The 18,477-nt window shown below is 45.2% G+C and carries 15 protein-coding genes; 5 read left to right on the forward strand and 10 right to left on the reverse strand.

The genetic code is table 11. The features are described 5' to 3' along the window. Positions 1 to 28 precede the first annotated feature (28 nt). Positions 29 to 640 carry a tRNA-(ms[2]io[6]A)-hydroxylase gene (gene miaE / locus J9B83_RS06335; RefSeq protein ID WP_211535902.1) on the reverse strand — a complete coding sequence of 204 codons (612 nt, stop codon included), beginning with the start codon at positions 638 to 640 and terminating at the stop codon, positions 29 to 31. Between the two features lie 89 nt (positions 641 to 729). Between miaE and J9B83_RS06340 the strand changes: the two genes are divergently transcribed. Both J9B83_RS06340 and J9B83_RS06345 read left to right on the forward strand, forming a co-directional pair. Continuing rightward, the gene (locus tag J9B83_RS06340) at positions 730 to 2,487 is read left to right on the forward strand and encodes a formylglycine-generating enzyme family protein (protein ID WP_211535903.1); all 1,758 of its coding nucleotides are present in this window, start codon (positions 730 to 732) and stop codon (positions 2,485 to 2,487) included. Between the two features lie 224 nt (positions 2,488 to 2,711). Continuing rightward, the gene (locus tag J9B83_RS06345) at positions 2,712 to 5,501 is read left to right on the forward strand and encodes a bifunctional aconitate hydratase 2/2-methylisocitrate dehydratase (RefSeq protein WP_211535904.1); all 2,790 of its coding nucleotides are present in this window, start codon (positions 2,712 to 2,714) and stop codon (positions 5,499 to 5,501) included. Between the two features lie 228 nt (positions 5,502 to 5,729). Here J9B83_RS06345 and hpf read toward each other — a convergent pair whose 3' ends face one another. The 6 genes from hpf to leuC all read right to left on the reverse strand — a co-directional run bounded on the left by hpf (position 5,730) and on the right by leuC (position 11,664). Further along, positions 5,730 to 6,122, reverse strand: coding sequence for a ribosome hibernation-promoting factor, HPF/YfiA family (hpf, locus tag J9B83_RS06350; protein WP_211535905.1), 393 nt, complete (start codon positions 6,120 to 6,122; stop codon positions 5,730 to 5,732). 272 nt (positions 6,123 to 6,394) lie between these two features. Then, positions 6,395 to 7,093 (reverse strand): YoaK family protein, encoded by a 699-nt coding sequence (locus J9B83_RS06355; RefSeq protein WP_236037138.1) that lies wholly within the window; start codon positions 7,091 to 7,093, stop codon positions 6,395 to 6,397. 132 nt (positions 7,094 to 7,225) lie between these two features. After that, on the reverse strand, positions 7,226 to 8,344 hold the full coding sequence (asd, locus tag J9B83_RS06360; protein ID WP_211535906.1) for an aspartate-semialdehyde dehydrogenase: 1,119 nt from the start codon (positions 8,342 to 8,344) through the stop codon (positions 7,226 to 7,228). An 87-nt stretch (positions 8,345 to 8,431) separates the two neighbouring features. Beyond that, entirely contained in the window at positions 8,432 to 9,517 is a 1,086-nt protein-coding gene (gene leuB, locus J9B83_RS06365) for a 3-isopropylmalate dehydrogenase (RefSeq protein ID WP_211535907.1), read from the reverse strand. A gap of 52 nt (positions 9,518 to 9,569) precedes the next feature. After that, positions 9,570 to 10,220, reverse strand: a complete 651-nt coding sequence (gene leuD / locus J9B83_RS06370; RefSeq protein ID WP_211535908.1) for a 3-isopropylmalate dehydratase small subunit — start codon at positions 10,218 to 10,220, stop codon at positions 9,570 to 9,572. A gap of 16 nt (positions 10,221 to 10,236) precedes the next feature. Continuing rightward, positions 10,237 to 11,664, reverse strand: a complete 1,428-nt coding sequence (gene leuC, locus J9B83_RS06375) for a 3-isopropylmalate dehydratase large subunit (protein ID WP_211535909.1) — start codon at positions 11,662 to 11,664, stop codon at positions 10,237 to 10,239. Positions 11,665 to 11,757: 93 nt separating this feature from the next. Here leuC and J9B83_RS06380 point away from each other — a divergent pair, with 93 nt between their 5' ends. Beyond that, positions 11,758 to 12,639 (forward strand): LysR family transcriptional regulator, encoded by an 882-nt coding sequence (locus J9B83_RS06380; protein ID WP_211535910.1) that lies wholly within the window; start codon positions 11,758 to 11,760, stop codon positions 12,637 to 12,639. A gap of 5 nt (positions 12,640 to 12,644) precedes the next feature. Here J9B83_RS06380 and J9B83_RS06385 read toward each other — a convergent pair whose 3' ends face one another. Then, on the reverse strand, positions 12,645 to 13,796 hold the full coding sequence (locus J9B83_RS06385; protein ID WP_211535911.1) for an MFS transporter: 1,152 nt from the start codon (positions 13,794 to 13,796) through the stop codon (positions 12,645 to 12,647). A gap of 186 nt (positions 13,797 to 13,982) precedes the next feature. On the opposite strand from J9B83_RS06385, the gene J9B83_RS06390 reads away from it, so the two are divergent. Then, a complete protein-coding gene (locus tag J9B83_RS06390; RefSeq protein WP_211535912.1) occupies positions 13,983 to 15,608 on the forward strand; it encodes an alpha-amylase family glycosyl hydrolase in 1,626 nt (541 codons plus the stop codon). Positions 15,609 to 15,644: 36 nt separating this feature from the next. On the opposite strand, the gene J9B83_RS06395 is transcribed toward J9B83_RS06390, so the two are convergent. Further along, positions 15,645 to 16,706 carry an AI-2E family transporter gene (locus tag J9B83_RS06395; protein ID WP_211535913.1) on the reverse strand — a complete coding sequence of 354 codons (1,062 nt, stop codon included), beginning with the start codon at positions 16,704 to 16,706 and terminating at the stop codon, positions 15,645 to 15,647. A 1-nt stretch (position 16,707) separates the two neighbouring features. Beyond that, entirely contained in the window at positions 16,708 to 16,965 is a 258-nt protein-coding gene (locus tag J9B83_RS06400; protein ID WP_236037139.1) for a sulfurtransferase TusA family protein, read from the reverse strand. A gap of 35 nt (positions 16,966 to 17,000) precedes the next feature. On the opposite strand from J9B83_RS06400, the gene J9B83_RS06405 reads away from it, so the two are divergent. Further along, a complete protein-coding gene (locus J9B83_RS06405) occupies positions 17,001 to 18,407 on the forward strand; it encodes a M48 family metallopeptidase (protein ID WP_211535914.1) in 1,407 nt (468 codons plus the stop codon). The last annotated feature ends 70 nt before the right edge of the window (positions 18,408 to 18,477 follow it).

The raw sequence follows: 18,477 nt of genomic DNA on the forward strand, positions 1-18,477 counted from the left end.
GCATTTTGGTTATTTTGCTGGCTAATCGTTAGGCTGCGATCGGTGGCCCACTGTGCACACGAAACTCCACGTCAGGCTCTATGATCAACTGATGCTCTAGTTCTCGGAAAAAGGCCACTCGTTCATCGATGGATTCGTTAGCGTATTCTTGCGCCAACGCCAAATAGTCTTCAAAGTGACGAGCTTCGGATTTCAGCAAAGATATATAGAATTTCGCCAATTCTTCATCTAAATGCGGCGCCAAAATGGCAAAGCGTTCACACGATCGAGCTTCAACAAAAGCACCGATAATCAGTGTATCGACTAATCGTGCTGGTTCATGGGTACGGATGTGTTTGCGAAGACCGTCGGCATAACGAGATGCCGAAAGGTGCTCATAGGCGATGCCACGCTTTCTCATCAATTTGTGAACTTGCTCAAAGTGCAACAACTCTTCACGTGCCAGTCGTGACATTTTGTGCAGCAAATTATCTCGATCAACATAACGGTACATTAAGCTCATTGCCGTTGATGCCGCTTTTTTCTCACAATGCGCATGGTCATTCAGTAACAAAGTTTGGTTTTCTATCGCCCAATTCACCCAGCTTTCAGGGGATTGGCACGGCAGAAATTCAACAAGCTCAGGGTACGCAGATAACATTAAGTCTACCTTTTTATGCTAAAAAACGTGATTATACTCGGTATTAAGCTCTTAGGCAGCAACGTCTTGATGTGGATATCAAATTCGTAATGAATGATTTTTATGACACCAAAAAACTGAAGATAGGCCAACACGTTGGTGTTGAACTCGACCCCTACGTTTTGAACTACCCCATGGACAGCGATAAAACCACCTGGGTCGCCGATCAAGGCGGTTGTCCTTTTGTGCTGCGCTTTTTTCAGTCCAACAAGGGCAAGGTGGAAGATTTTTTACAAAACGCCAGAAAATACGCCAGCGTCAAACACCCTGCTATCACACCTAACTATCCGCCCTTCTATTCGAACTTGTGGGTATTTTCTTGTTCGGCGGTCTGCGGCGGCGAAAATCTCTATAGTTTTTTAGGCAAATACCCAGACGGCGCGCCTCTTAATGTGGTGATCAGCTTATTTGACAACATTGCTAAGGCGCTGGATCAAGTTCACAAAAACAACCTTTTTCATGGCCACTTAGATTTAAGCTCTATCCATGTGGTTAATGGCATTGGCATCATGACGGGGTTTGGCGCGCATAACTGGATGAAGAGCATCGATAACAGCGTGATGGACGCCCGTTTCTTCCCTCCAGAATATGTAAAAAAAGAACAGAAACGTGCAGCCTCTGCCGACAGTTTTGCCTTCATGCGCTTGTTGATGGCCGCTCTATTAGGAGAATCTATCCTTGATAAAGATATTGTTGCTGACCTGCCAGACTCACACCCGAGTTTAAGCGAGGCTACGTGGGAAAAACTGGTCAAATGGTCTCGAGCCAATGAACGCCATCGCCCCAAGTCGTTAACTGAGGTCATTCGAATCATTCGAGCTAACCTTTATAAGCCAGATACTCGTCCATCTAACTCGGCTAAACGTGCGTTCAAACGTTATACGAAACACGTCTCTACTCCTAAACTGGCCGGTACAGCAGGGCTCATTGTCGCCAGCGTGGTTGCAGCGGCTGTTTTTTGGCCTGAGGACGTTATTGAACCTGTTCCTGTGGTTGTCCAGAATGCGCCACCAACACCCCAACCCACGCCATTTGAGGCCCTACCTCAAGTGCTCGAAGAACCGCTAAGCACCATTGAAGCCACAGCGCCAAAAATTGAGAAAATCCCACCGGCTACCTTTGTTATGGGCGATCAAAGCCGCATTGGAGACGACAACGAGCGCCCTGCCCATGAAGTAGATATTCCTGATGGTTTTTACATCAGTAAATACGAAGTGACCTTTGATCAATACGATAAATTTGCTAATGCCACCAATCGTGAACTTCCGCCTGATAATGGCTGGGGGCGAGGAAAACGCCCGGTTGTAAACGTCAGCTGGTATGACGCCAAAGCCTATACCGCTTGGTTGTCAGACGAAACCAACGCCGAATACCGTTTACCTACCGAAATTGAATGGGAATATTCCGCCCGCGCTGACTCCAATACGTCCTTTTGGTATGGAAACGAGGTTAAACCTGGCTACAGTGTCTGCGACAGTTGTGGCAGCCAGTGGGATGGTATTTCTTCTGCTCCGGTGGGAAGTCAAGCCAGCAATCCACTGGGGCTGTTCGACATGCACGGTAATGTGGCTGAGTGGGTAGAAGACTGTTATCACGACAATTACGAAGGTGCCCCAACGAAAAACCAAGTGTGGTTGGCAAACCAATGCGACCATAGAGTGCTGCGCGGTGGCTCTTGGTTTGATATTCCCAGGGTAGGACGAAGCGCCACACGCTTTCGGGCACAACCTGCACTCAAAGCCAGCAATTGGGGTTTTAGGGTTGTGAGGATTATTCAGCAATCTAATGACGTAGCCAAATCAGAATAATTCCACTAAATGTCACCTATTCGAAATTGTTATGGTGCATGGTAACCCTTTGTCCTGTTTTTTCTATAGAATGCTTGCATCAAAAATTATAATACTCTGTATTTAAAGTCATTGAATAACCATGACATTTTGATACAAACACATGTGTGTTGTGGGGCATTCGTCTATTATTAGACTGCACTATCAGCAGACAACTTTACCGTAAATTACACATAGAGGTCGAAATGAGCCTATATCTTGAGTACTTAAAAGAAATCGAAGTTCGTAAAAACGAACTTGGTTTACATCCTAAGCCAATTGATGCCGCTGATCTAATATCAGAAATCATCGCGCAAATTAAAGATACTGACAATGAGTACCGCGCTGACTCCCTAGACTTCTTTATTTACAACACAATCCCAGGCACAACCAGTGCGGCGGGCGTTAAAGCGGCGTTTTTAAAAGACATCGTCTTGGGTAACGAAGTAGTTGCAGAAATCACCCCTGCTTTTGCCATTGAACTCCTTTCTCACATGAAAGGCGGCCCGTCTGTTGCCGTGCTTTTAGATGTCGCTTTATCTGATAACACTCACGCAAAAGCCGCTGCAGAAGTACTAAAAACACAAGTTTATCTATACGAAGCAGATACAGACCGCCTTGCAGACGCTTACAAAGCGGGTAACCCACTTGCCAAAGACATTCTTGAAAGCTACGCAAAAGCAGAATTCTTCACAACACTTGCTGAGATTCCAGAAAAAATCGACGTGGTTACTTACATTGCTGCGGAAGGTGACATTTCTACTGACCTACTTTCTCCTGGCAACCAAGCGCACTCTCGTAGTGACCGTGAATTGCACGGCCAGTGCATGATCACGCCAGAAGCACAACAAGAAATCGTTGCACTAGGTAAAAAACACCCGAACGCGAAAGTCATGTTGATTGCTGAAAAAGGCACCATGGGCGTTGGTTCTTCACGTATGTCTGGTGTTAACAACGTTGCACTTTGGGCTGGCGAAAAAGCAAGTCCATACATTCCTTTTGTAAACATTGCTCCAGTAGTTGCCGGCACGAATGGTATCGCACCTATTTTCTTAACCACGGTTGGTGTAACTGGCGGTATCGGTCTTGACCTTAAGAACTGGGTTAAAAAAGTAGACGCAGATGGCAATGTTGTTAAAGATAAAAACGGCGATCCTGTTTTAGAAGAAAAATACTCTGTTGCCACAGGTACGGTTCTTACTATCGATACAAAAGCCAAAAAACTCTACAACGGTGACAAAGAACTAGTTGATGTTTCTGACGCCTTCACACCGCAAAAAGTTGAGTTCATGAAGGCAGGCGGTTCTTACGCACTGACTTTTGGTAAGAAGCTACAGACTGTTGCTGCCGGCATTCTGAATATTGAAGCGCCAACCGTTTTTGCCCCTTCAAAAGAAATCTCTCATGAAGGTCAAGGCCTAACAGCGGTTGAGAAAATTTTTAACCGCAATGCTGTTGGTGTGACGTCTAAAACACCATTGCATACTGGTTCTGACGTTCGCGTTAAAGTGAACATTGTTGGTTCTCAGGACACAACAGGATTAATGACATCTCAAGAACTTGAGTCAATGGCGGCTACCGTTATTTCTCCAAGTGTCGACGGTGCTTACCAGTCTGGTTGTCACACAGCGTCTGTTTGGGACAAAAAAGCACAAACAAACATTCCACGTTTGATGAAATTCATGAACGACTTTGGTGTTATCACGGCACGTGATCCTGAAGGTGTTTACCATGCAATGACAGACGTTATCCACAAAGTATTAAACGATATTACGGTAGACGATCGCGCTATCATCATCGGTGGTGACTCTCATACACGTATGTCGAAAGGCGTTGCTTTCGGTGCAGATTCCGGTACGGTTGCTATCGCATTAGCTACTGGCGAATGCGCTATGCCAATTCCTGAATCGGTTAAGGTTACCTTTAAAGGTCACATGAAAGATCACATCGATTTCCGCGATGTAGTTCACTCAACGCAAGCGCAAATGCTGAAAAAATTTGGCGAAAACGTTTTCCAAGGTCGTGTTATCGAAGTACAAATCGGTACCCTAATGGCTGACCAAGCGTTTACTTTCACTGACTGGACAGCAGAAATGAAAGCGAAAGCGTCTATCTGTATTTCAGACGACGAAACTCTCATCAAGTCTCTAGAACTTGCTAAGAGCCGCATTCAGATCATGATCAACAAAGGCATGGAAAACCGCGACAACATGTTGCAAGGCCTTATTGACTTAGCAGACAAGCGTATTGCAGAGATCACTTCTGGCGAAGCACCAGCGCTTTCTCCTGATGATAACGCTAAATACTACGCAGAAATGGTTGTTGATCTAGACTTGATCGACGAGCCAATGATCGCTGACCCTGACGTGAACAACGAAGACGTTTCTAAGCGCTATACTCACGATGTTATCCGTCCAGCGTCTTTCTACGATGGCCGCAAAGTGGATCTAGGCTTTGTTGGTTCTTGTATGGTTCACAAAGGCGACATGAAAATCATCGCTCAAATGTTCCGTAACATGGAAGCACAAGGCAAAGAGATTAAATTCAACGCACCGCTTGTGATCGCGCCACCAACGTACAACATCGTTGATGAGCTTAAAGCAGAGGGCGATTGGGAACTTCTTGAGAAGTACTCTGGTTTCGAATTTAACGACACTAACCCGAAAGAAGCGGCTCGTACAAAATACGAAAACATCATGTATCTAGAACGCCCTGGTTGTAACCTATGTATGGGTAACCAAGAGAAAGCAGAGCCTGGTGATACCGTGCTTGCGACCTCTACCCGTCTTTTCCAAGGCCGCGTTGTAGAAGACACTGCAGAGAAAAAAGGTGAATCTCTACTAGGTTCAACACCAATCGTGGTTCTTTCTACCATCTTGGGTCGTTTCCCAACGATGCAAGAGTACAAAGAAGCGGTTCAAGGCATCAACTTGACGTCTTTCGCACCACCATCACACGATCTTAGCGTGCCATCTATCCCAGTTAAAATGCTGTAATATTTAACTAACAGATGCACTTACCGACTAGGTAAACACATTATTACCTAGTCAAATTTGCTAAAACGTTTACTTTTTAAAAACCTGATACTCAATTAAGTATCAGGTTTTTTTTCGTCTCTGCCTTATCCAACTGATCTCTAGCTTCTCTATCTAACGGACTTAAAACAGTTTATAAGTGGCAAAAAAAAAGCCCCGCAATGCGGGGCTTCTCCTAAGATGTATCGTTTAAATAACTTCGCGTTCGACTAACTCATCGAACTCTGCTTGCTCCTGACGTTCTTCAGCGGATTCTACGTCATTTGCATTGATGTGGTGTTGTCGACCTGTGTGTTTGGCCTTGTATTTAATAAGTTGCTTCTCAAGTTTACCAACTAAAAGATCTAGAGCGGGTTTTAGTTGTTTATCTGTCTTAACCGTAGCGAATAGGTCATGACCAGGAATATGAACACTGGCTTCGACAATTAATTCATGAATTTCATGCTTCTCTGTATTGAGTATCACCTTAATACTGGTTATCTGGTTATTAATACGAGATAGGTGATCCATTTTTTCTTTTACTACTTCTTGAACTTCTTCACCAGATTGGACATGGTGACCGCTAATATTCAATGTATACATACAGAATTATCCTTCTATTTTGGTCAGATTTTTTTATTAACTTAAAGTAACTTCCTCCTCTTCTGCCCTTACCTATAATCTATGGATGATTGGATCTGTTTTCAATGCCTAAGATGTAAATACTTTCAAAAAACACCTACAATTAAAAATTTATTGATATAAAACAATAAGATAACGAGTAAAAAACCTTCTCAGCAATGTCATGCACTTTAAATTTAGCAAACTATTGAGCATGCTGCCCAATAAAACAACGCTGCGAAACATTAATTTTGTCAGACATCGCTTTCACTTCTAACCTTGTCTCGCACTCGTATCAAACCTGTATAGTAAGCTCGATATAGAATAGACAGTGCAACACAAAACATCGCAGGCACCCATAGAGCATAAAACCCCAACATCATAAAGAGCCAAGCCCCGAGTGTGCCACCCACAATAAAACCGACTGCAATAATAATAAATAAGGTGACTTTTCGTCTGTCGACAGACTTACCACGAAAGGCGCTGCCAAGCATTATGCCTAAGTCCGTGACTATACCGGTTAAGTGGGTTGTTCTCACTACCGCCCCGCTGTGCTTGGTTGCTAAGGCATTTTGTAGACCGCAAGCGATAGAGGCAAAGAAATGACCAAATGCAAAACCACTCACCAACAAATACATGGCTACGATTAAAAAAAGCGCTTCAATTAACAATAAAACATCGTAAAACCGTCCGATACGCAAGGAACGTCCTGTTAACAAGGCACCCGAAATGGCAGCACCTAATAAAAAGCTCACCATCATTCCAGATAAATACAATAAGGTTTCAAGGTTTGGATTGAGTAATGCCTTACCAAGCAATGTGGCGGTGCCTGAGAGGTGTGAAACAGCCTGATGCTGAAAACCAAGCAATGCAACCGCATTAACACTGCCTGCCACCAAGGCCAGCATAAAAGCACCGTATTCCACCCATTTTGGCAATCTCGATAACATCATTCCCTCCAAACTCGTCCATTATTCTTATGATTTTTTAGTGCACGCCAAAGCCTATTGTTTACAAGATCATGTTGTTGCGCAAAAAAAACGCCAGTCGATGACTGGCGTTTTTACAGAGTCGTCACTAATAATTTAGTCGTTTAACAAGATGCGTAGCATACGACGAAGTGGTTCCGCTGCACCCCACAACAACTGATCGCCCACAGAGAAGGCACTGATGTATTCAGGTCCCATGTTCAGCTTACGTATACGGCCAACAGGAATATTCAATGTGCCGGTTGCCGCCGTCGGTGTTAGTCGCTCCATAGTCGCCTGCTTGTCGTTAGGCACGACGCTGACCCAATCATTGTGCTCAGCCAACATACCTTCGATGTCCGCCACTGGAATGTCTTGGTTCAGCTTAATGGTGAACGCCTGACTGTGACAACGCATGGCACCGATGCGAACACATAAACCGTCTACCGGCACAATAAGATCGGTATTGCCCAGAATCTTATTAGCCTCAGCTTGCGCTTTCCATTCTTCACGACTTTGGCCATTATCCAGCTGAGAATCGATGTAAGGAATCAAACTACCTGCTAAAGGCACACCAAACTGATCCACAGGCATGGTGCTGGAACGCATTTGCTCTGCAACTTTACGATCAATGTCTAGAATCGCGCTAGCAGGATCCGCCAATTCAGAGGCTACACTGCCTTGCAACATACCCATTTGATTGATGAGCTCACGCATATGACGTGCACCGCCACCAGAGGCCGCTTGGTACGTCATAGACGTCATCCACTCGATATGGCCTTTTTCGAACAAGCCACCCAATGCCAACAACATCAGACTGACGGTACAATTACCACCCACAAAGGTTTTAACGCCGTTACTTAAACCGTCTTTGATGACATTTAAGTTCACTGGGTCAAGCACGATAATGGCGTCTTTCTCCATACGAAGTGAAGACGCCGCGTCAATCCAGTAACCATTCCAACCAGCTTTACGCAACTGTGGGTAAATAGCCTTGGTGTAATCCCCGCCTTGGCAGGTAATAATGATGTCCATCTTTTTCAATGATTCAATATCATTGGCGTCTTGCAACAATGGAATATCTTTACCAATTTCTGGACCTTTTTGCCCCGTTTGCGAAGTAGTAAAAAAGACCGGATCAATATGATCAAAATCGTTTTCTTCTCGCATCCGTTGCATCAACACAGAACCGACCATTCCGCGCCATCCGACTAAACCTACAGTGTGTTTTGACATGGTTAACATTACCTTTTTTTGTGGGGCCACTCATACCAAGAGCAGTATCCCGAGTGAATACCCAGCAACCGTTTGTCGCTAGGTTGTTTATTTCAATGCAGCCAATGCGCTTAATACCGCATCGCCCATTGCTTGCGTGCTGACGGTTTCGCACTCTTTTGACGCAATGTCTGCGGTGCGCAAACCCAGATCCAACACATTACTAACGGCCGCTTCAATAGCGTCCGCTGCGTCTTTGGCGTCCAAAGAATAGCGCAACATCATAGCAACTGACAAAATTGTCGCCAAGGGGTTAGCAATACCTTTGCCCGCAATATCTGGCGCTGAACCATGACAAGGCTCGTACATACCACGACCTTCTGCGTTTAAAGAAGCAGAAGGCAGCATGCCGATAGACCCGGTTAACATAGCCGCAGCATCCGATAGAATATCACCAAACATGTTGCCCGTAACCATGACATCAAACTGTTTTGGTGCACGAACCAGCTGCATAGCCGCATTATCGACCAACATATGAGTCAATTCGACGTCTGGGTACTCTTTCGCAACTTCTTCCATGACTTCTTTCCACAGCACTGTCACTTCCAGTACATTGGATTTATCAATAGAACAAACACGCTTACCACGTTGACGAGCCGCTTCAAACGCAGAACGACCAATGCGACGAATTTCAGATTCACTGTAAACGTAGGTGTTGTAGCCTTGGCGCTCGCCGTTTTCCAAGGTACGAATGCCACGAGGCTGACCGAAATAAATACCGCCGGTCAATTCACGTACGATCAAAATATCCAAACCTGCCACAATCTCTGGCTTCAAGCTGGACGCATCTGCTAACTGTGGGTACAGAATGGCAGGACGAAGGTTAGAGAACAACTCAAGGTTAGAACGCAACCCCAACAAGCCTTTTTCTGGACGAACCGACATATCAAGTGCATCCCACTTAGGGCCACCCACAGCACCAAGCAAAATAGCATCGGCGGCTTTGGCTTTTTCTAAGGTCGCTTCTGGCAAAGGAGAGCCTGTTTCGTCGTAAGCCGAACCACCTACCAATGCGCTTTCATGCTGAATATTCAAAGAAAACTGCGCGTTTACTGCGTCTAATACACGAACCGCTTGCGTTACAATTTCTGGGCCTATGCCGTCACCTGGCAAAATCAATACATTCTTAGTCATGATAAATCCTTATTATTCTGGGTCATTTTGTGTGTTTTAGTCTATTTAGCGCTTATTGCTCACGTGACAAGAACAACCAAGGGGCGTCTTGCATGCGCTTTTCTTCGTAACGACGAATCGCGGCGTCTTGCTGTAAAGTCAGGCCAATATCGTCCAAACCGTTCAATAAACAATGCTTACGGAAGTTATCGACGACAAACTCAAACTGCGCACCAGAAGGTGAGGTTACCGTTTGATTTTCAAGATCCACAACAATCTCAGCGCCTTCACGCAACGCCACTTCGGCAAACAACTGATCCACTTCATCTGGGTGTAACACAATCGGTAACAAACCATTTTTGAAGCAATTATTGTAGAAAATATCCGCAAAACTCGGCGCGATAACGGAACGAAAGCCATAATCGTCCAAGGCCCAAGGGGCGTGTTCACGGCTCGAACCACAACCAAAGTTTTGACGAGCCAACAACACACTGGCGCCTTGGTATCGAGCTTGGTTCAACACAAATTCTTCGCGTAATGGGCGACCATCGCATTCTTGGTCTGGCTGCCCTTCGTCTTCGTAGCGCAGCTCATCAAATAAATTTTTACCAAAGCCGGTGCGCTTGATGGATTTCAAGAACTGCTTCGGAATAATCATATCCGTATCAACGTTGGCCAAATCCAAAGGAGCGGCTAACCCTGTGTGTTTAGTAAAGGGACGCATAAAACTCTCCTTTTAATTAGTGTTTAACCAATTCGTTAACATCAACAAAATGACCCGCAATCGCGGCCGCCGCCGCCATCGCAGGGCTGACTAGATGCGTACGACCACCAAAGCCTTGACGGCCTTCAAAGTTACGGTTCGACGTAGAGGCACAATGCTCACCAGCACCCAATTTGTCCGCGTTCATCGCCAAACACATAGAGCAACCCGGCTCACGCCATTCCAAACCAGCGGCTTCAAAAATAGTGTGCAAGCCTTCTTTTTCCGCTTGCGCTTTTACCAAGCCAGAACCCGGTACCACAATCGCTTGTTTCAAAGTCGACGCCACTGTGCGGCCTTTGACAACCTCTGCAGCGATGCGCAAATCTTCAATACGGGAATTGGTGCAAGAACCGATAAAAACACGATCAAGCGTGATGTCTGCTAAGGTGGTTTTGCCTTCTAAGCCCATGTATTTCCATGCGCGGGCGTAACCTTCTTTTTTCACCGGATCTTTTTGATCTTCTGCGCGAGGAATCGGCTCATCAATGGCGATGACCATTTCTGGCGATGTACCCCAAGTGACTTGAGGTTTGATGTCTTCGGCTTTGATAACAACCACTTCTTCAAATTGAGCGTCTTTGTCCGACACCAAGTCTTTCCATGCCTCTACCGCCATGTCCCATTGCTCGCCTTTTGGCGCATAAGGGCGGCCTTTCACATACTCAATGGTGGTGTCATCGACAGCAATCAGGCCCACACGAGCGCCCGCTTCGATTGCCATGTTGCACACCGTCATGCGGCCTTCCATTGACAATGACTGAATGCCCGTACCGCCAAACTCAATCGCAAAACCGGTACCACCCGCGGTGCCGATCGCACCGATGATCGCCAACACCACATCTTTGGCAGACACCCAAGGGGACAATTCACCATCGACTCGAACCAGCATGTTGCGACTTTTCTTCTGCACAAGACATTGGGTCGCAAGAACATGCTCTACTTCAGAGGTGCCGATACCATGCGCCAATGCTCCAAACGCACCGTGGGTCGAAGTGTGAGAATCACCACACACGACAGTCATGCCTGGCAAGGTCGCCCCTTGTTCTGGCCCAACAACGTGGACAATTCCTTGGCGGATGTCTTTCATATTGAATTCAGTAATACCAAATTCATTACAGTTATCGTCAAGTGTGGTGACTTGAATCTTAGAAACTGGGTCTTCGATACCATCCACACCGGACATACGCTCTGTTTTCGTGGTTGGTACGTTATGATCAGGAGTCGCCAAGCTTGACGACACACGCCACGGCTTACGACCCGCTAGACGTAAACCTTCAAACGCTTGCGGGGAAGTTACTTCGTGAAGCAACTGTAAATCGATATAAATCAACGCACTACCGTCGTCGCGCTGTTGTACAAGGTGGCTGTCCCACAACTTGTCATAAAGGGTTTTTGCAGACATACATTCTCTCCTCAGAAATCTATTGCGCTATCCTAAAACTTTGGCTTAAATAACTCCAATTCATATTTTTCATATTTTGGATAATTTTTTGGAATGATAGACATTGCCGAGCTGCTCACTTTTATCAAGGTGGCAGAAACCGCTTCTTTTTCTCAAGCTGCTACGCAGCTGTTCGTTACCCAGCCGGCCATTAGCAAGCGTATTTCTGCCCTAGAAAGTAATTTAGGCGTACGTTTATTTGATCGTATTGGTCGACAAGTTCAACTCACTGAAGCGGGTATGCGACTCTTACCAAAAGCGCGCAAAATGGCTGATGACTTGCAAGACATTCAACGCAGCATGTCCCTACAAATGCACGATGTGAGCGGGGAATTAAAGTTGTCCACCAGCCATCACGTAGGATTGCACCGCTTACCCAAATCGTTGAAGTGCTTTCAAGAAAATTTCCCGAGCGCTCATTTGGAAATCGAATTTTCCCAATCAGAAGAAGCGTATCAAGATGTTTTAAAAGGTCGAGCTGAATTAGGCATCATCACCCTCTCCAACAAAGAAAATCCCTTAATTGAATCTCTTGCGATCTGGTCCGACCCCTTAACCTGTGTGGTCAGCCAAGATCATCCTCTTACCATGACTTACCAAGTCAGCCTTGAAGAGTTAGCGCAACACGCCTGTGTGCTACCCAATAAAAACACTTTTACCCGACAGATCGCCGAACAAGTATTTGGCAAACAAGGACTAAAACCTCAAGTAAGAATGAACACCAATAACTTGGAAACATTAGCCATGCTAGTTAGCATTGGCTGGGGCTGGTCACTTTTACCTTCCACCTTGGTGGATGAAAAACTCGTGGTGTTAAACATTGCAGACTTAAATGTAGAGCGAAAACTGGGCGTCATTTATCACAAACAACGCACTTTAAGCCGTGCCGCCCTCGCCTTTATTGAATTATTAAAAAGCGAGCGCACCGAACGGTAAGTCAATCACCGTCGTTGGCTAATCAATAAGAGCGTCAACGCCAAAGCGCTAATGCATCCCGCGGCCGTAAACACCCAAGGGCCTCCAATCCATTCCCATAAATACCCAGTAATCACCATGCCAAGACCACCACCCAAACCAATCGCAAAAGCACTGTACATAGCCTGACCTTGACCCGCATAGCGCTCAGGAAATAAGCGTCGGATTTGCTCAATAGACACCATGTGAAACAACGCAAAGGTAATACTGTGCAACAATTGGGTGAAAATCAGCACCCACACCACAGAAGCAAACCACCCCACTAAAAACCAGCGCACGATCCCGCAGACAAAACACAACACGATCAGGTGCACAACGTCAAAGCGCTTAATGGTGTTACCAAAAAATAAAAACAGCAAGATCTCAATCACCACACCCAACGCCATGAGTAAACCTATGTTTTGGCCGCTGTAACCGGCGTTCGATAAATGTACGGCAAAAAACACGTTGAACGGAGCGTGGGACATAAAAGCCAGAAACGCCAACGAAAAAAACAACAAGGCCTCTGGATTTTTCAGCAGTGTAAAAAAGGACGTGGTGGCTTTTTGCGTTTGTATCTCATAAGGCTGCTCTTTGATAAAAAACGCTGTCACCACGGTCAGAGCGGCGAATGCCGTCATGATGGGAATCACCACGCTGATACCAAAATGCTCGATTAAAAAACCGGCACCGGCCACAGCGAACACATAACCAATAGAGCCGCCCACCCGAAGGCGGGTATAAGGTACATCTAGCTTGCGAATACTTCTCACGGCCAACGAATCCGTCATTGGAATCAGCGCCGAATAGAACAGCGCCATAGAGCAGGTCAGAAGCCAGAGGGTTTCAAACTGCTGATTCCAATTAAAGGGAATCAGCGCAATAAAACACCCCAAAATGGCGAGCTGCAGAATGCGTTTGGGCAAGCCTATTTTTGCAGTTAACCAGCCCCAAAAATGCGGAACTAAAATCCCTGATAAAGTAAAAGTCGACATCAGTCGACCGATTTCGGATGCAGTTAAACCAATCGATTTATAATACATCGAGATGTAAGGCATCATTACGCCAACCAAGGCGCAGAAGAAAAAGTAAAAGAAAAACAGCGGCCACGCCACAGGACGAGCATTTTCGGAAAACATGGGAGCTCCATCGGCAGTGATCAATTTGCCGCAAAATACAACAAACATCATGCATTCATTATGATGATTGAGTATGCTGGAAAGTATGAAAAAAAGCACGATAGATAATGATGTCGCCAAGGCTCTCTTGCATACACTCTGTCGTTTATTACCCGTCCCATGTTTTTATAAATAGCGAGAAGTATTATGACAAATCATTCCGAATGGTGGCGTGGCGCCGTCATATATCAGGTCTATCCTCGAAGCTTTTTTGATTCAAACAACGACGGCATTGGCGATTTACCAGGTGTAACGCAAAAAATGGACTACATTGCAGCACTCGGTGTCGATGCTATTTGGTTGTCGCCTTTTTTCACCTCTCCAATGAAAGATTTTGGTTACGATGTGGCCGACTACTGCAATGTTGACCCTATTTTTGGCACCCTTGATGATTTCGATCAGTTGATACAATCCGCCCATAATCACGGCTTAAAAGTGATGATTGATCAGGTACTAAATCATTCATCTGATCAACACCCTTGGTTTGTAGAATCTCGCAGTAGCCACAATAACGACAAAGCAGACTGGTATATTTGGGCGGACGCAAAACCAGACGGCACTGTGCCCAATAACTGGCTATCGGTATTTGGTGGCCCGGCATGGCACTGGGATAGCCGTCGTCGACAGTATTATTTGCATAACTTTTTAGACAGTCAGCCAGACTTAAACTTTCACAACCCTGACGTGGTTGATGCCGTATTAGACACGGTGGAATTTTGGTTACAACGCGGCGTGGATGGTTTTCGATTAGACACCGCCAACTACTATTATCACGATGTAGAATTGCGCAATAACCCGCCTAAAGAAGAGGTGGTCGAAGGCAGTATTGGTGTGCGATTAGACAACCCATACGCTTATCAACTTCACCTTTATGACAAGTCGCGACCTGAAAACATTGGATTTTTACAACGTCTACGCCAGCTGCTTGATCAATACCCAAACACCACCACCGTTGGCGAAGTAGGATGCGATTTTGCCTTAGAAACCATGGCCGCTTACACCCAAGGCCAAGACAAATTACACATGTGTTATTCCTTCGATTTGCTCACCCACGACGCCAGCATGAAACATATTCGTAACACCATGGAAACCATAGAAGCGGGACTCGGCGACGGTTGGCCATGCTGGTCTATCGGCAACCACGATGTTGAGCGAGTCGTCACGCGATGGGGACAAAATCAAGACGCCATCGCCAAAAGCAAGGTCTACATGGCCATGCTGTTAAGCTTGCGTGGAAGTGTGTGTTTGTATCAAGGAGAAGAATTAGGATTGCCCGAAGCCGAGTTGTCCTTCGAGCAATTAGTTGATCCATTTGGTATTGCCTTTTGGCCAGAATTCAAAGGCCGAGACGGATGTCGGACGCCGATGCCATGGGAAAACACCGAATTAGGTGGATTTACCCAATCATCACAACCTTGGTTGCCTATGGATGAAAAGCAACGGGCGCTGGCAGTCAGTGAGCAAGAAGGCAATCGTGACTCTGTATTACATGCTTATCGTGACTTTTTGCATGTAAGACGCACTCACCCTGCACTCTGTTATGGGGATATCGAGTTTTTGTACAATGACGACACTACTTTAACCTTTGTTCGCCAATATCAAGAACAGCGCCTGTTTATTGCTATCAACACAGCCGCACAAGATAAAATTTTACCCCTCGAACAAGCGCTTACAGTTCTCACGCTACCGGAAGCACTAAACAGTGGTTACGTCGATGGAAACACCATTGTCTTACCGCCATACAGTATTTTGCTGGCGTCGCTGCCGTTATAAACCCTCTTGTGTTAAACACGACTGCAACCAGCCGAGTTATGAGGATAACTGCTCATGACTTGGCCATGCATTAATGATCGCTTTCACTAAGGTGGCTAACGGAATCGCAAAAAAGATTCCCCAAAAACCCCACACTCCCCCAAAAAACAAGACCGCGACGATAATCGCCAATGGGTGCAAGTTCACCGCTTCAGAAAACAATAAAGGCACCAATACATTGCCATCTAACGCCTGAACAACAAGGTAAGCCACCACCACATAAATGAACTCGTTTTGCGTACCATATTGGTAGAAAGCCACTAAAATAACCGGAATGGTCACCGCTGCCGCACCTATATAGGGAATAAGAACCGATAGCCCCACCAATAGCGCCAATAATTCAGCGTATTTCAAACCAAACACTAAAAACACCACATAGGTCACGATACCCACCAAGCACATCTCAATAAATTTACCACGGACATAATTGGCAATTTGATCGTTCATTTCGTGGGCAATGTTGCGCATCATCTTGCGTTCTTTGGGTAACCAAGACGTTAAGTAACTCAATATCTTTTGTTGGTCTTTCAGCAAAAAGAAAATCACTAATGGCACCAAGACTAGGTAAATCACCACAGAGAACAAGGAGGGAATACTGGAAATAGAAAAAGACACCAACCACTGACCAAGATTGGCAGATTCATTGGCTAGAGAATTAGTCAGTTCATCTATCGCCGCTTGGCTCACTAACTCACTGTGCCCTTCTGCAAAACGCTGAACTTCATCGCGAATAACAGTAAACATGCGTGGCGCGTCTTGCACGAATCGCACCGCTTGACGCCAGATAATGGGCACCATAACGCCCACAAACATGCCGCAACTGGTCAAAAATGCAGTAAACACTAACAACACCGACACAGTGTGCCCTAAGCCTATAGATTGCAATCGATCAACTAAGCCCTGCAGCAAAAATGCCAACACAATGGCAATGAGAATCGGCGCTAAAATGCCCCCCCAAAGGGCCAGACCAAACATGACGGCCACCAGCAGCAAGACAAACACCACTACTTCTTCGTTAGAAAAGTAACGTTTAATCAGTGAATCAACAATTTTAAACATATCAAACTCGTTTTTCGTTTTTTTGAATCACAAAAAGATAAACGCCTTCGTCTTCTTGCACGTTTAACAAAGTGTCGCCCGTGAAGGCGACATACTGAGGGATATCTTTCAAAGAACCGGAATCGCAAGTAGTCACACAAAGCTGCTCGCCTGGCACCATTTTGTTCAGGGCTAGCTTGGCTTTGAGCAAGGGCATTGGGCAACGATCTTCTCTTGCATCCAAGATTACGTCATACTGCTGGTTCGAATTGATCATCATTTTATCTTTTACCCAAAAATTGCATCTGTCATATTATGAGACTATTTTCACACGTTACAACAACCTTAAGTATCTTAGCCATTGTTTTTACAAGTAGTTTTTCTCTCGCTAACCTACCGGACTTAGAAGCAAACAAAGACGAAAGAGCCCTTTCTAACCCCTCATACATACTTGGTCAATATTGGTTTCGTAAGCTCAACGGCAGTCGCGCCTTAATAGACTTTCCACCCGCTTATGACTACTTAAAAGATGCCATGTCTCGTATCTTGCCACAGACCAGCTTGTATAACACAACCGTAGAAATGACACTGCTTAACAGTTCACAAAGTAACGCTTTCGTTATTCCTGGGAACCACTTGTTCATCTATTCAGATATTATGGAAATGATTCATAATGAAGACATGTTGTATGGGTTACTGGCCCACGAGATTGCTCATCTGGATTTACGTCATTACGAAAGGCAAAACAAGCGCTCTGGAGAGGAATTACAAAAAACTTTGGCCATGTTAGGAGCAGGTATTGCGGCTGCATTAGCTGGCGCTGCACCAGACGCAACGACGGCACTTTGGCTCGGCGGCATTGCTAACCAAGCGGAAAACACCCTTACCTACAGCCGTAATCAGGAACAAGAAGCCGATCGACGTGGTCGTGATTATTTAACAGAAGCGGATATTGCGCCCGATGGCATGACACAACTTTTTCAAGCCTTTTTTAAAAAAGCGTTAGGACGACCTACGCTGGAATTTTTATCTACACACCCTTCGCCAAATTCCCGACTCGCAGACTCTTTGCAAGTCGATACCAAGGCCACTATTTTAAGCAATACGGAAAAAAGCGACTTTGTTTTCTTTCGCGCCAGTATGCTAGCTTATAGAGCAGGCATTGAAGATAAACCTTTTGCGTACCTTGACCACAAAATCTATAACAGCAACGCAAAACTGTTTGCTAAAGCGCTGTTTTCGTACCTCATTCAGTCTCCTGAAAGAGCGCTTATTTTCTTGAACAGACTTGAGCAACACAACCACTTTACAGACTATCTGCTTGCATTAAGCTACGCCGCTTCGGGCAAAGACAAACGTGCTTTAGAGGTTATTCAGGCACGTCTTGATTTATCGCCAAACAACATTCTCTTTTCTACTCTTCATGCCCAACTAAGCCAATCAAAGCCTACTCTTGATAGCGCCCATTATTTATATGAAAAACGTTTAATATGGCGCTCTAATATTCAATACTATCAGTCTACGGGTAATATTCCGATGGCGCTCAATTATCGTGCCCAATTAGACTTTAGTCAGGGGAAAGACAAAATAGCGGAATATTTAATTACACGAGCTGAAAAAAACGCTTTGATAGCAGAACAAGGTAAGATAAGAAAAACTAAAAGTTATTTCGATGTGATTAACGAAGCCGAAAAAATAGAAGATCTAGATAGAGAGAACTAACCAAAAAATCAATATAGGGTTAGATTTAAAATTCACAGAAAACATCACTGCAACTAAATATAAAAATACA

The organism is Marinomonas vulgaris, assembly GCF_018145875.1.
Classification (GTDB): Bacteria; Pseudomonadota; Gammaproteobacteria; order Pseudomonadales; family Marinomonadaceae; genus Marinomonas; species Marinomonas vulgaris.